The following is a 13839-nucleotide window of genomic DNA, read 5'->3' on the forward strand; positions in this document are numbered from 1 at the left end:
CCCCGCCTGGGGCCGCGGGGCGCGGCGGGGGGGGGGGGTTTCGGGGGGGCCCGCGATCTGCTGGGGGCCGCCTCCCGCGACGCGCGCGCGGCGCAGCCGCTCGCCGCTATCGCTCTCCTGCATCGCCAGCAGGCGCATGCCCTCATAGGGCGAGAGGTCGAGGCTGGCCGTGGGCTGCCCGACCAGCGGCGAGGTCGCGCGGATGCGCATGCGGAAGACGTCGCGCGAAAGCCCGTACTGCTCGACCAGCGTCACCGCGTGGCGGCTGAAATCGGCCGTCATGGAGGGGCCGCCGCGATGCGGCAGCAGCTTCGTGCCCAGCAGGATGCCGATCGCGATGGTGCCGAGCAGCAGCGGCACGCCGACGATGGTGAATTCGAAGAAGCCGAAGCCGCCGGCCCCGGCATCGGCCGCCGCCTCGGAGACCAGCACGTTCACCGGCGAGCCCGTCAGCGCCAGCAGCGACCCGGCATGGGCGGAAAAGACCATCGGCATCAGCAGCTGCGACGGCGCGCGGCCGAGCCGGATCGCCATCACCACCACCACCGGCAGAAGCGCGGCCACCGCGCCGTTCAGGCTGATCAGCGCCGTCAGCACCGCGACCAGCAGCGCGATCAGCGTCATCAGGCGCGGACGGTTGTCCTCGCCGGCGCCCTTGATCAGCGCCTGGCCGGCCCAGGCGGTGACGCCGGTGCGGTCCAGCGCGGCGCTCACCACGAAGAGCGTGGCGATGAACATCACCGCCGGGTCGCCGAACCCCGCCAGCGCCTGGCCGAGCGTGAGGATGCCGCTGGCATAGAGCGCCATCCCGACGCCGAGCGCGACCAGGATGACCGGGATCCTGTTCCAGACGAACAGGACCACGGCGGCCAGGATGATCGCGACGAGGACCAGGATGTCGTTCATGCCTTGACGCTCACAGGCCCCAGGGCAGGCCGAGCAGGTACCACCCCGCCAGGAACGCGGTCCAGATCACCGTGAGCCAGATCACATAGGGCAGCATCAGCGCGATCACCGTGCCGACGCCGGCCTCCTTCTGATACTTGATCGCAAAGGTCACGATCATCGCGAAATAGGCATTGAGCGGCGTGATCGCGTTCGCCGGGCTGTCCGCCACGCGATAGGCCGCCAGCACCGCCTCGGGCTCCACGCCGAGCTGCATCAGCAGCGGCACGAAGACCGGCGCGAAGATCGCCCATTTCGCGATGGCGGCGGTGATGATGAGGTCCAGCAGGAAGACCACCACCACGAAGCCCAGCAGCAGCGCGATGGAGGGCAGCGCCAGCGCTTCCAGCACCTTCGCCATGGAGACGGCGGCGAGGGTGGCCATGTTGGTGTAGTTGAAGAAGGCGATGAACTGGCTGATCACCAGCAGCAGCAGGATCAGCCCCGCCAGCCCGCCGATCGATTTCTGCATCGCCGCGATGGCGTCGTTCGTCGTGCGCATGGTGCCCGCGCCGCGCCCGAAGGCGATGCCGCAGACCAGGAAGATCAGCGAGATCGAGACGATCAGGCTGTTCATGAAGGGCGAGGCGCCGATGATCGCGCCCGTTTCCGGATGCCGAAGCGGCGCGCCCGGCGGCAGCGTCAGCAGCGCGATGAAGCCGAGCGCGCCGAGCAGCCCGAGGCCGGCCATGCGCAGGCCGCGATACTCGGCCTCCGTCAGCACGTTCTCGCCCGGCACCTGGTAGTCGCCGGTATAGGGGCCGAGCCGCGGCTCGATGATGCGTTCCGTGATGAACACGATCAGCACCGTCAGCAGAACCACCGAGCCCATCGAGAACCAGACATTCGCCGCGAGGTCGATGGAGAGGTTAGGGTTCACCAGCCGGATCGCGTCGTTGGTGATCTCCGTCAGGATGCCGTCCACCGGCGTGATGAGGATGTTCACCAGGAAGGCCGCCGCCACCGAGGCGAAGCCCACCGCAAGACCCGCCAGCGGATGCCGCCCGACCGAGATGAAGGCCGCCGCCGCCAGCGGGATCAGCACCAGGTATCCCGCATCGGCGGCGATGGAGGAGACGATGCCGACGAAGGTCAGGATATAGGTCAGCGCCCAGCTCGGCGCGACGATCACGAGCTTGCGGATCAGCACCTTCACCAGGCCGGATTCCTCCGCGACGCCGACGCCGACCATCGCGACGATGATCACGCCGACGGCGTTGAAGCCCATGAAGTTGCCTACCACGCCGGTGAACATGAAGCGGATGCCCTCGATGGTCAGAAGGCTCCGCGCCTCGGTGAAGGCGGGCTCGATGTCGCCGGTGGCGGGGTTGTACGCCTGGTAGCTGACCCTCGCGCCGAACACGGACAGGATCGTGGAGAGCACGATCACGATGGCGATGAGATAGACGAAAATCATCACCGGATGCGGCACGCGGTTGCCCACGCGCTCCACCCAGTCGAGCAGCTTCTGCATCCCGCCCTTCGGCGCGGCGGCCTCGCTCATCGCGACAGCGCCTCCAGGATGCGCGCCCAGGAGCGGATGCCCTTGCGGAAGCTCTCCAGGTTGTACTTCTCGTTCGGGCTGTGGATGCGGTCGTCGTCCAGGCCGAAGCCGGCCAGGATCACATCCATCCCGAGCGCGGTCTTGAGCTGGTGCGTCACCGGGATGGAGCCGCCGCTGCCGATGAAGACCGCCGGCTTGCCCCATTCGTCCGACAGCGCCTGCCGCGCCTTGGCGAAGGCCGGGTCGGTGTCCGGGAAGCGGATCGCCTGGCCGGAGCCGTGCGCATTGAACTCCACGCGGCAATCGGCCGGCACGCGCGCCTTCACATGCTCGCGGAACGCCTTGCGGATGGCGTGCGGATCCTGGTCGAAGACCAGGCGGAAGCTGATCTTCGCCGAGGCCTGCGCGGGGATGACGGTCTTGAAGCCCTCGCCCTGGTAGCCGCCGCCCATGCCGTTGATCTCGGCGGTCGGGCGCGACCAGGTCTGCTCCAGCGCGCTGTAGCCCTTCTCGCCGGCCGGCACCGAGAGGCCGATCGGGCCGAGGAAGCCTTCCACCGTGAAGCCCAGCGTGTCCCACTGCGCCTTCAGGCTCTCCGGCAGTTCCGGCACGCCGTCATAGAAGCCCGGCAGCGTGACGCGGCCATCCGCGTCGTAGAGATCGGCCAGGATCTTCGCCAGGATGCGGTTCGGGTTGGCCGCGGCCATGCCGTAGAAGCCCGAATGCAAGTCGCGATCGGCGGCGTGGATGGTGATCTCCTCGCCGCACAGGCCGCGCAGCATGGTGACGATCGCCGGCGTCTCGGGATCCCACATGTTGGTGTCGCAGATCAGGCCGATATCGGCCTTCAGCTCCTTCGCGTTCGCATCGAGGAAGCCGGGCAGGTTGGCGCCGCCCGATTCCTCCTCGCCCTCCAGCAGGATCGTCACCGGGACGGGCAGGCTCCCGGTCACCGCCTTCCAGGCGCGGCAGGCTTCGACGAAGGCCATCAGCTGCCCCTTGTCGTCCGCCGCGCCGCGCGCCGCGATCACCTTGGTCCCGTCGGGCAGCGTCTTGATCTTCGGGTCGAAGGGATCGTCCTGCCACAGCTCCAGCGGGTCCACCGGCTGCACGTCGTAATGGCCGTAGAACAGCGCGGACGGGCCGCTGCCCTTGCGATGGTGGCCGACGACGATCGGATGGCCGGCGGTCGGTCGCGCGCTCGCCTCGAAGCCGATGGCGCGCAGGTCCTCGGCGTGCCACTCCGCGTTGCGCTTGCACTCCGCGGCATAGGCCGGATCGGTCGAGATCGAGCGGATGCGCAGCACGGCGAACAGCCGCTCCAGCGCCTGCTCGAAATCGCCGTCGATATGGGCCAGGACCTTGTCGAGCTCGGGCATGCGCGTCCTCCCGCAGAATGCGCGTCGAAGCAGCGGCGCAGCCGGCACCGACCGGCGCGCAACGCCACCATTATAGCCTAGTCCCGGGCCGAAGCGCAGGCATACGCCATGGCGTCCCATCCCTATGCGCCCCGTCCGGGCACCGGACGCCGTCCTCGGCGGCCCGCCCTCGGGGCAGAGGTCGGCGACGCGCCGCGCCCGCACCGCAGCGGCCCCGATCTATCGCACGGCGGCAGCCAGGCCCGGCTGCTCCTCCGGCATGATGATGCCGACAGGCGGCGGACGGTCCACCCAGGCCGCGCCGCTGCGCCCGCGCGCCCGGCCGTATTCGAACAGCGCGCGCATGTAGTCCGCGTCGAAAGGCTGGCTGCGGGGCGCGTTGAACTCCGGCCCGATGGCGGCGAGGCGGAAGGCGACGCCGTCGCGCTGCATCGTCAGGTAGATCCGGTGGATGTCCGCGATGCCGCTGAAATGCAGCAGCGTCTCGACCGAGCGCCGGGCGATGCGGAAGACGTTCCGGTCGGTCTGCGCGCCCTCCACGTCGATCCGGCCGTTGCGGACCACCCAGGCGGTGCGCCGCCGCTCCGCGCCCGCCGCGGCGGCGGTCCGGCGCAATTCGAACGAGGGCGGATAGAGGAAGACCTGCGTGGTCGCGCCGCCGTCCACATGCATTTCCTGGAAGCGCCGGCCCTCGATCTCGACATCCACGAACACCGGCGGAAACGCCCCGGGCACCGAGGCGGAAGCCAGCAGCACCTCGCGGAACAGTTCCAGTGCCCGAGGATGGCCGCTGGCGGCGATGGCGCCGATGTTCCAGACCACGGGGCGGCGGATGTCGAGGTTGGTGGTGCCGATCAGCAGCAACCGCCCGCGCCGGTACTCGCGCGCGATCGCATCCAGCATCGCCTGGTCGGCATGCCGCGAGATCAGCCGATACAGCGGCGAGGTGTCGGCCAGCGCCTCGCCGAACAGCACGCTGGTGAGGATGCGGCCGAACACGACGATGTCGGTCGGCGCCACCTCCGCGAACACGGCGCGAAGCTGCGCGTCGTAGGCCGGGCCGAGGAAGGCGAAGGGCGCGATCAGCGCGCCGGCGGAGATGCCGGTGACGACATCGAATTCCGGCCGCGTGCCCGCCTCGGTCCAGCCGACCAGCAGGCCCGCGCCGAAGGCGCCGTTGTCGCCGCCGCCCGACAGCGCCAGGTAGTTCGCCGGGCGCAGCGGCGCGCCGCGCGCCGGCGCCTCCGCGGCGAGGCGGCGCGCGATCGCGGCCGCTGCCTCCTCCTCCCACGGCCCGGCGTCGCCATCCGCCATCATGCGCGCATTGGGGACGCCGAGGATCGCCTTGCGCTCGACCTCGGCGATCGGCGGCGGGTCGAGGCGCGCGAAATTCGCGCAGCCGGCCAGGCCGAGAACCAGCAGGACGGCAGCGGCCCGGCGCAGCGCCCTCATGCAGGCCGCGCGAGCGGAAGGCGGGGGATGCGCAGCGCGGCCATGGGGTCCTCACCGTCGGACGCGGAGGCGCGACCCTAGCGCCGAAGCGCGCCTGGACTCAACGCGCAGCCCGCATGACCGGTCCGTGACAGCCCCGCACGTCCTCGGCCACCGCCCCGTCTGTCCCCGGAATGAGCCCCGCGTCCCGCCGCCCGCTCATTCTCTTGGCTGCGACATGGCGATCGCCTTAACTTCGCGCCCTTGCGGCGCCGGCCATGCGCCGACCCTGATGCAGGGACATGCCGTCGATCGAACCACCCATCGCAGAGCCCGCAAGCATCGCGCCGGATCTCAACGGAATCCCGCACGTCCACTACGCGACCGAGGGCCTGCCGCCTGCCGAGCAGTTCGCCGCCTGGCGCGCGCGCTGCCTGCCGGTGGTGGAGATGATGCCGGCGAGCGACCCGGCGAAGGGCTACCGCGCCAAGGCGACCGTCTGGACGCCCGGCCGCTTCGCCGTCTCACGCGTGGTGGCGGAAGCGGCCGCCTATCGCCGCACACCGCAGATGATCCGCCAGGACGGGCTGGACCATTGGGTGGTGAGCATGACCCTCTCGGGCCGGCACCGCTTTCGCAGCGGCGGCCATGAGGCGGTGCTGGCGCCGCGCGTGCCGCACCTGTTCTCCCTCGCGCGCAGCTTCGAGGGCGATCGCGACGACATCGACTGGATCGCGCTGTTCGTGCCGCGCGACGCCATGCCGGAGCGCCTTCGCCTGCTCGATCCCGAGGCCAGCGGGCCCATCCAGGGGCCGCTCGGCGCGGTGCTCGCCGACATGCTGGAGCGGATCGCCACGGGATTGCCGCGGATGGCCGCCGGGGACGCGCCGCGGCTGGAAGCCGCGATCGCCGGGCTGCTCGAAGGCTGCCTTCTGCCCACGCGCGACCGACCCGCCACCGGCAAGGCGGAGATCGAAACGGCGCGCCGCGCGCGCGCGCTGGCGATCATCCGCCGGGAACTCGGCTCGCCGCGGCTCGGCCCGGCCGAGATCTGCAAGCTGGCCGGCATGTCCCGCTCGCAGCTCTATCGCTGCTTCGCCGCGGTCGGCGGCGTGGCGCGGGCCATCCAGGCCGAGCGGCTCGAACAGGCGCATGCCGCGCTGATCGCAGCCGGGCCGCAGGCGGATATCGGGCGTACCGGGGAACGCCTGGGCTTCCCCGACGCCTCGACCTTCAGCCGCGCCTTCCGCCGGCATTTCGGCTATGCTCCGAGCCAGCTGGCCGCGCGCGCCGCCGTCGGCGAGGCACCGGTGCCGATGGCGGCGCCGGTGCGGATCGGCCTCGCCGCCGCGCTGGATCCGCGTGGCGATCAGGCGCGCGCAGCCTCTGGCGGACGTCCCGGCCGGTCGAAGGCGACGACATAGAGCGCCGGCAGCACCACAAGGGTCAGCAGCGTCGCCACCAGCAGCCCGCCCATGATGGCGAAGGCCATCGGCCCCCAGAACACCGTGGGCGCGATCGGCACCAGGCCGAGCACGGTGGACAGCGCCGTCAGCAGCATGGGCCTGAGCCGCGAGGTCGCCGCCGCCGTCACCGCCTCGCGCAGGCCGAGGCCGTCGCTGCGGTCCTGCTCGATCTGCACGATCAGGATCACCGCGTTCTTCGCGATCATCCCGAGCAGCGCGAGGATGCCGAGGATGGCGACGAAGCCGAGGGGCCGGTCGAACAGCAGCAGCGCCAGCACCACGCCGATGATGCCAAGCGGCAGGATGGCCACCACCATCGCCAGCCGCGCGAAGCTCTGCAGCTGGAACATCAGCACCGTCAGCATGATGACCAGCATCGCCGGCACCACCGCGAGGACCGAGGCGCGGCTCGCCGCGCTCTCTTCCGCGATGCCGCCGAGCTGGATCTCGTAGCCGGCCGGCAGCGTGGCGCGCAGCGCGGCGATGCGCGGCGCCACATCCGCCACCACGGTCTCGGGCAGGACGCCGGCGCGCACATCGGCCTGCACGGTCAGCGTGGGCACCCGGTCGCGGCGCCAGATCAGCGGGTATTCCTGGCCGTATTCGAAGGTGACGAACTGGCCGAGCGCCACCGTGCGCCCGCCCGGGATCGGCACCTGGATGGAACGCAGCGTGTCGAGCGAGAGGCGCTCGGCGGCCGTCGCGCGGGCCAGCACGTTCACCAGGTAGATGTCGTCGCGGATCTGGGTGATGACCGAGCCCGTCACCGCCGCGTTCAGCACGGCCGAGACGGCGGCGGAACTCAGCCCGAGCTGGCGCGCCTGTTCCTGATCCACCACCACGCGCAGCTGGCGCGACGGCTCGATCCAGTCGAAGTTCACGTCGCGCGCATCCGGACTGGCCGCGATGGCCTGCGCGACATCGAGCGCGATGCGCCGCACCGCCTCGATCTCGGGTCCGACCACGCGCCACTGCACCGGCCAGCCGACCGGCGGGCCAAGCTCCAGCGGATAGACGCGGGTGACGGCTTCGGGGAAGCGTTCCGCCAGCAGCGCCTCGAGCCGCGGCTGCAGGCGCTGCCGCGCCGGCAGGTCCTTCGCCACCACCACCGCCTGGGCGAAGAAGGGATTGGGAAGCTGGGCGTTCAGGGGCAGGTAGAAGCGGATCGCGCCGCGCCCGACATAGCTCGACCAGTGCGCGACGTCGGGGTCCTGGGCCAGCGCCGCGTCCAGCCGCTGCACCGCGGTTTCCGTCGCGTGGATCGAGGCGTTCTGCGGCAGCGTCAGGTCCACCAGCAGCTCGGTGCGGTCGGAGGAGGGGAAGAACTGCTGCGGCACGAAGCGGATCGCATAGGCCGCGGCGGCGAAGGCGAGCACCGCCAGCAGCAGCGTGATCCAGCGCAGCCTGATCGCCACGCCGAGGAACCCGGCATAGGCGCGCAGGATGGCGCCCGGCTTCGCCGGCTCCGCGCTCGCCGCCGCCTTCGGCGCCTTCAGGATCGCCATCCCCAGCAGCGGCGCGAACAGCACCGCGACGAACCAGGAGACGATCAGCGCGATGCCGACCACGGCGAAGATCGAGAAGGTGTATTCCCCGGCCGAGCTGGCGGCGAAGCCGATCGGCACGAAGCCGGCGATGGTGACCAGCGTGCCGGTCAGCATCGGCGCGGCCAGGTTGCGATAGGCGAAGGTTGCGGCGTCGGCCTTGCTGTCGCCGGCGGCGAGGCGGCGGATCATCGCGTCGATGGTGGTCATCGCGTCGTCCACCAGCAGCGTCAGCGCGATGATCAGCGCGCCGAGCGAGATGCGCTGCAGGTCGATCCCGGCCGCCAGCATCAGCGGGAACACCACCGCGAGCGTCAGCGGGATGGACAGCGCCACCACCGCGCCCGCGCGCACGCCGAGCGCGACGAAGCTGACGATCATGATGATGACGATCGCCTGCCACAGGCTCTCGGTGAAGTCGCCGATCGCGGTGTCCACCGTCTGCGCCTGGTCGGCCACCAGGAAGGGCTCGATGCCGATCGGCAGGTCGCGGGTGATCGCCGCCATCTCGCGCCGCAGGTTCTTCCCCAGCGCCAGGATGTCGCCGCCTTCCCGCATCGCCACCGCCAGCCCGATCGCCCGCCGGCCGTTGACGCGGAACATCGGTTGCGGCGGGTCGGCGAAGCCGCGCCGGATCTCGGCGATGTCGGTCAGGCGGACCAGCCGGTCCCCGGCCGCGAAGCTGACATCGGCGATGTCCCGCTCGTTCTGGAACGCGCCGGAGACGCGGATCGCGAGCCGCTCCTCGCCGGTCTGCACCAGCCCCGCGGGCTGCACCAGGTTCTGCGCCCTGAGCGCGGCGACCAGCGCCTGGTAGTTCAGGCCGAGCCCGGCCAGCCGCTCCAGCGAGAACTCGATGAACACCACCTCGTCCTGCGCGCCCAGAACCTCCACCTTCGAGACATCGGGCACGCGCAGCAGCCGCGACCGCGCGCCCTCCACCGCGTCGCGCAGCTCGCGCTGGGTGAAGCCGTCCGCGGTGAAGCCGAAGATGACGCCGAATGTGTCGCCGAAATCGTCGTTGAAGCCGGGGCCGACCACGCCCTGCGGCAGGGTGTGGCGCATGTCGCCGACGCGCTTGCGCACCTGGTACCAGCTGTCCGGGACCGCGGCCGGCGGGGTGGAATCCTTGAGCTCCACGAAGATCGTGGTCTGGCCGGCGATGGTGTAGCTGCGCAGCGTGTCCACGTTGGGCGCTTCCTGCAGCGTGCGCTCCAGCCGCTCCGTCACCTGCAGCAGCGTCTCCTCGATCGTCGCGCCGGGCCAGGCGGCGGAGACGACCATGGTGCGGAAGGTGAAGGCCGGATCCTCGTTCCGGCCGAGCCGGAAGAACACGATGCTGCCGGCGATCACCGCGACCAGCATGAAGTAGACGACCAGCGAGGGCCGCCGGATGGACCACTCGGAGAGGTTCGGGCCGATCACGGCGCGGTTCCGAGCAGGCGCACCTTCTGCCCGGGCCGCAGCGCCTGCACGCCGGCGGTGACGATCACCTCGCCTTCCGTCAGGCCCGAGGCGACGACCACCCGTGCCGGATCGTGGCGCAGCACCTCGATGTTGCGCAGCGCGACGGTCTGCGTCGCCGGGTCCACCATCCAGACCGCCGGGGCGTCGTCCTTGCGCGTCAGCGCGCTGGCCGGGATCGCGATGCCGGCGCCGCCGTCGAGCTGCATGCGCCCGGTCACGGTGGAGCCGAGGCGCAGCGCCGGCGGCGGATCCTGCAGCCCGATGCGCACCCGGAAGGTGCCGGTCACCGGATCGGCGCTGGGCGAGACCTCCCGCACGCGGCCCGGCGCGCGGACCGAGGGATCGAGCGTCAGCGCCACCTCGATCACGGCATTGGCCGGTGCCCGGTCCTTCATCACAGGCGGCACGTCGAACACCGCGTCCAGTCCGCCCTGGCGGGCGATGCGCACGATCATGCGGCCGGGCGCGACCACCTCCCCGGGCTCCGCCCCGCGCGCGGTGACGGTGCCGGAGGCGTCGGCGACCAGCACGGTGTAGCCGAGCCTGTTCTCCGCGATGTTGGCCTGGGCCTGCGCCGAATCGAGCGCGCTCTGCGCGGTCTGGCGCTGCTGCAGCGCCTGGTCGTAGCGCTGGCGCGTGGTCCAGCCGTCCCGCAGCAGCTCGGATTGCCGCCAGTAGTTGTTCCGCGCCTCGGCCAGCTGCGCCTCGGCGGCGGCGAGCGCGGCGCGGGCGGCGCGCAGGTTGTTCTCCTCGTTGGTCGGATCGAGCCGCGCGATCACCTGCCCGGCCTGCACGCGGTCGCCGACATTGACCAGCCGCTCGATCATCCGGCCGTCTATGCGGAAGCCGAGATTGGCCTCCGTCTCGGCCTGGATGGTGCCGGTCAGCGAGACCACCTCGCCGCCGCCGCGCGGTTCCACGGTGACGACGCGCACCGGCCGCGGCTCGGGCGGCGGCGGCGGCGCCGGCTCGCTGCACGCAACGAGCAGCGCGGGCAGCAGCAGCAGGGCTCGGCGTCCCTTCGGCAACGCTGTCGGCATGCGCATGACCTGTTTCCACTCGGCAGGCAGAAGACTACACCGGGATCGCCGCAGCCAGAAGCGCGCCGCGCGGCGCATCTCCTAGCGTATCCTGGCAGCATCTGCCGGTCCGGCGCGCATGGCGTCATCGGCGGCGCGTCCCAAGCCTGCGCCGGGCGTTCCATTCCCCAGCCGCGTCGCGACGGGCGGCGGAATGCCCTCGGCCACACGGTCACGCAGATACGGGAAGAACGGGTTCGAGGAGATCCGCAGCAGCGTGTCGAGCCCGGTCACCAGCACCCCGCGCTCGCCGCGCGCCGCCAACGCGCCGAGGTTGATGCCGAAGCGGTCCGCCGGGTCCGGCGAGAGCCCGTAGAGCCCGTCCTCCACCGGGAAGGGCAAGGCGATGTGCGAGAGCGAGAAGACCTCCCGCGGCCAGGCGAGACCGAGCGGGATCTCCTGCGTCGCGGTCCCGCCGGCTTCGGTCACATGCGCGACCGCGGCAGCGGAATCGGGCGTAGCATTGGTGATGCGCGTCATGCGGAAGCGCTGCGGCGGCGCGGGCAGCAGGCGCTCCACCGCCAGCGTGGTCTGCGGCGAGATCAACGGCCCGAGCCTGGCGTTGCGGTTCAGGTCGAACAGCACAAGCTCGCTGCCATTCGCCGGAAGCAGCGCATAGAGCGCGGTGACGATCGCCGGGGCGCTGACCGTGGCATCCACCACCGACTGGAAGGTGAGCACCGGAGCCAGCCCGTCGAGCCGGCCGGCGGCGGCCAGCCGTCGCGTCTGCTCCTGCAGGGCCGCGGTCAGGAAATGCGACTGCCGCGCGGCATTCACCGGGAAGGAATTGTATTTGAACGGGTTGAACTCGGGCAGCAGGTCCAGCCATGCGGCGCCGGCAAAGGCCGGCAGCAGCGCGGGCAGCCCGGCGAGCCCGGCGAAGCGGGCGAAGGCCGTCACGCCGACCATCGGCGAGACCAGGATCAGGCGCTGCGGCGCGTCGAGCGTCGGATCCTCGATCGCGTCCAGCGCATGCTTCACGACCAGCGCGCCGCCATTCGAATAGCCGAGCAGATGCAGCGGACGTCCCGCGCCGGCGCGCGCACGCGCCGCGCGCACCGCCAGCCGCGTGGCTGCCGCCCAGTCCTCCCAGCTGGCATCCGTCAGTCCGGCCGGCACGGTGCCATGGCCCGGCATGCGCGGCACCACCGCCACCCAACCCCGCGCGCGATACAACTCCGCCAGGTGGCGCATGCTGTAGGGCGCGTCGGTCATGCCATGCACCAGCACCGCCGCGCCCTGCGGCGGGCCTTCGGGCATCAGGATGACGGAACGGTTCCAGTCCTGCGCGAAGTTCGCGGGGTTGAGGGGGCTGCCGGCGAAGTAGCGGTTGGCCGGAACGCGATCCTCGGGGTCGAGCCGGTCCGTCACCTCGCGCCGCACCGCTTCGAAGGCGCGCGCCTCGGCCGCCAGCCAGGCATCCCAGCCGGCGGTGGCCATCGCCGCGCGGTCCATCTCCGGCGGCACCTCGACATGCCACGGGCGCAGCTGTGGGCCGCGCTGCACATCGTAGGCACGCAGCGCCAAGAAGGCGACGAGCAGCAGCACGAATGCGCCGAGCGTCCAACGCAGCAGCCTCGCCGTTCGTGCGCGTATGCTCATGCCGGCCCCTTGCACCGCCTGCGCAACTGATCCTAGCTGGCGTCACCGCGGGAAGCGAGGCGCGAATGGCGGACGGGCGCGCGATGCGCATGATGTTGGGACTGTGCACGGCGATCCTGCTCGGCGGCGCCATCATGCTGGCGCAGTCGGTGGTCGCGCCGGTGGTCTTCGCGGTGTTCACCATCGCGCTGGTCTGGCCGGTGCAGGGCTGGGCGCAGGCGCGGATCCCGAAGATCGCCGCGCTGCTCATCACCATGGTCGTGGCGCTGGTCGCGCTGCTGGGGCTGGCGCTGCTGGTGGCCTGGGCCTTCGGGCGTGTCGGCCAGTCGGTGGTGGCGAATGCCGCGACGCTGCAGGCGCTCTTCGCGCAGAAGATGGGCTGGCTGGAGGCACGCGGCATTCCCGCGGCCGGCGCGCTGGCAGGGCAGTTCGACGCGCGCTGGATGGTGCGCGTTGCGCAGGGCGTGCTCGGGCAGTTGCAGGGATTGCTGAGCTTCATCCTGCTGACCCTGGTCTATGTCATGCTCGGCCTGCTGGAGGTGGACGTGGCGGCGCGGCAGATGCAGCGCCTCGGCCCGGGCGCCGCGGCATCGCTGCTGCGCGCGGCCGGGCGCACGGCGCAGAAGCTGCGCACCTACATGCTGGTGCGCACCTTCATGAGCGTGCTGACGGGCCTCGCCGTCTGGGCCTTCGCCGCGGCGATGGGGCTCGAGCTTGCGGCGGAATGGGGCGCGATCGCGCTGGTGCTGAACTACATCCCCTTCATCGGCCCGCTGGTCGCCACCCTGTTCCCGACCATCTTCGCGGTGCTGCAATTCGGCACCTGGGAAGTGGCGCTGACCGTCTTCGCGGTGCTGCAGGTGATCCAGTTCCTCGGCGGCAGCTACATCGAGCCGCGGCTGACCGGCGCGCGGCTCGCGGTCTCGCCCTTCATGGTGCTGGTCGCGGTGTTCCTGGGCAGCTTCCTCTGGGGCATCCCGGGCGCGTTCATCGGCGTGCCGGTGCTGATCGCCGCGCTGACGGTGTGCGAGGAATTCCCCGCCAGCCGATGGGTCGCGGACCTGATGTCGGGCCGCGAGGAACCGCCGCCGCGCTGATGCGCCGCGGCGCAGCCTGCTAGGACCCGCCGCCCGGCCCCTCCGCCGCGGGTCCGGGCGCAAGGCGCGTGGCGAGCAGTTCGCCCCGGCGTTCGAGCAGCGGATGCGCCACCGCGGCAAGATGCGCGCCGACCCGGCGCAGGTCGCGGATCGCATCGAGCACCAGCCCCGGCGTGGCGCCCGGCTCCCCCCGCGGCAGCGGCGCGGCCGCGGGGGGGGGGCCCCCCCCCCCCCCCCCCCCCCCCCCCCCCCCCCCCCAACCCCCCCCCCCCCCCCCCCCCCCCCCCCCCCCCCCCCCCCCCCCCCCCCCCCCCCCCCCCCCCCC

The 13839-nt window shown here is 71.7% G+C and carries 10 protein-coding genes; 2 read left to right on the forward strand and 8 right to left on the reverse strand.

All coding sequences use genetic code 11. The features are described 5' to 3' along the window. From AC1MIR_RS23110 to AC1MIR_RS23125, 4 genes are all read right to left on the reverse strand, one after another. Positions 1–906, reverse strand: a 906-nt coding sequence (locus AC1MIR_RS23110; protein WP_480030535.1) for an SLC13 family permease, incomplete at its 3' end; no start/stop codon positions are given. A 10-nt stretch (positions 907–916) separates the two neighbouring features. After that, entirely contained in the window at positions 917–2449 is a 1533-nt protein-coding gene (locus AC1MIR_RS23115) for an AbgT family transporter (protein ID WP_480030536.1), read from the reverse strand. Next, entirely contained in the window at positions 2446–3828 is a 1383-nt protein-coding gene (locus tag AC1MIR_RS23120) for a M20/M25/M40 family metallo-hydrolase (protein WP_480030537.1), read from the reverse strand. Before AC1MIR_RS23120 ends, AC1MIR_RS23115 begins: the two co-directional genes overlap by 4 nt. Before the next feature lie 219 nt (positions 3829–4047). Next, positions 4048–5280, reverse strand: coding sequence for a patatin-like phospholipase family protein (locus AC1MIR_RS23125; RefSeq protein WP_480030538.1), 1233 nt, complete (start codon positions 5278–5280; stop codon positions 4048–4050). Positions 5281–5561: 281 nt separating this feature from the next. Between AC1MIR_RS23125 and AC1MIR_RS23130 the strand changes: the two genes are divergently transcribed. Continuing rightward, positions 5562–6683 carry a helix-turn-helix domain-containing protein gene (locus AC1MIR_RS23130; RefSeq protein WP_480030539.1) on the forward strand — a complete coding sequence of 374 codons (1122 nt, stop codon included), beginning with the start codon at positions 5562–5564 and terminating at the stop codon, positions 6681–6683. Here AC1MIR_RS23130 and AC1MIR_RS23135 read toward each other — a convergent pair. The 3 genes from AC1MIR_RS23135 to AC1MIR_RS23145 form a co-directional block, all read right to left on the reverse strand. Next, complete coding sequence (locus tag AC1MIR_RS23135) at positions 6629–9694, reverse strand: efflux RND transporter permease subunit (RefSeq protein WP_480030540.1); 3066 nt, start codon at positions 9692–9694, stop codon at positions 6629–6631. The two genes, AC1MIR_RS23130 and AC1MIR_RS23135, sit on opposite strands and share 55 nt — an antisense overlap. After that, positions 9691–10782, reverse strand: a complete 1092-nt coding sequence (locus tag AC1MIR_RS23140) for an efflux RND transporter periplasmic adaptor subunit (protein ID WP_480030541.1) — start codon at positions 10780–10782, stop codon at positions 9691–9693. Before AC1MIR_RS23140 ends, AC1MIR_RS23135 begins: the two co-directional genes overlap by 4 nt. A gap of 75 nt (positions 10783–10857) precedes the next feature. Then, positions 10858–12417, reverse strand: coding sequence for an alpha/beta hydrolase (locus AC1MIR_RS23145; protein ID WP_480030542.1), 1560 nt, complete (start codon positions 12415–12417; stop codon positions 10858–10860). 89 nt (positions 12418–12506) lie between these two features. On the opposite strand from AC1MIR_RS23145, the gene AC1MIR_RS23150 reads away from it, so the two are divergent. Further along, positions 12507–13514, forward strand: coding sequence for an AI-2E family transporter (locus tag AC1MIR_RS23150; protein ID WP_480030543.1), 1008 nt, complete (start codon positions 12507–12509; stop codon positions 13512–13514). A gap of 19 nt (positions 13515–13533) precedes the next feature. On the opposite strand, the gene AC1MIR_RS23155 is transcribed toward AC1MIR_RS23150, so the two are convergent. After that, positions 13534–13839: hypothetical protein (locus tag AC1MIR_RS23155; RefSeq protein WP_480030544.1), on the reverse strand; the 306-nt coding region annotated here is incomplete at its 5' end.

Source organism: Falsiroseomonas sp. RANM36 (assembly GCF_056682175.1).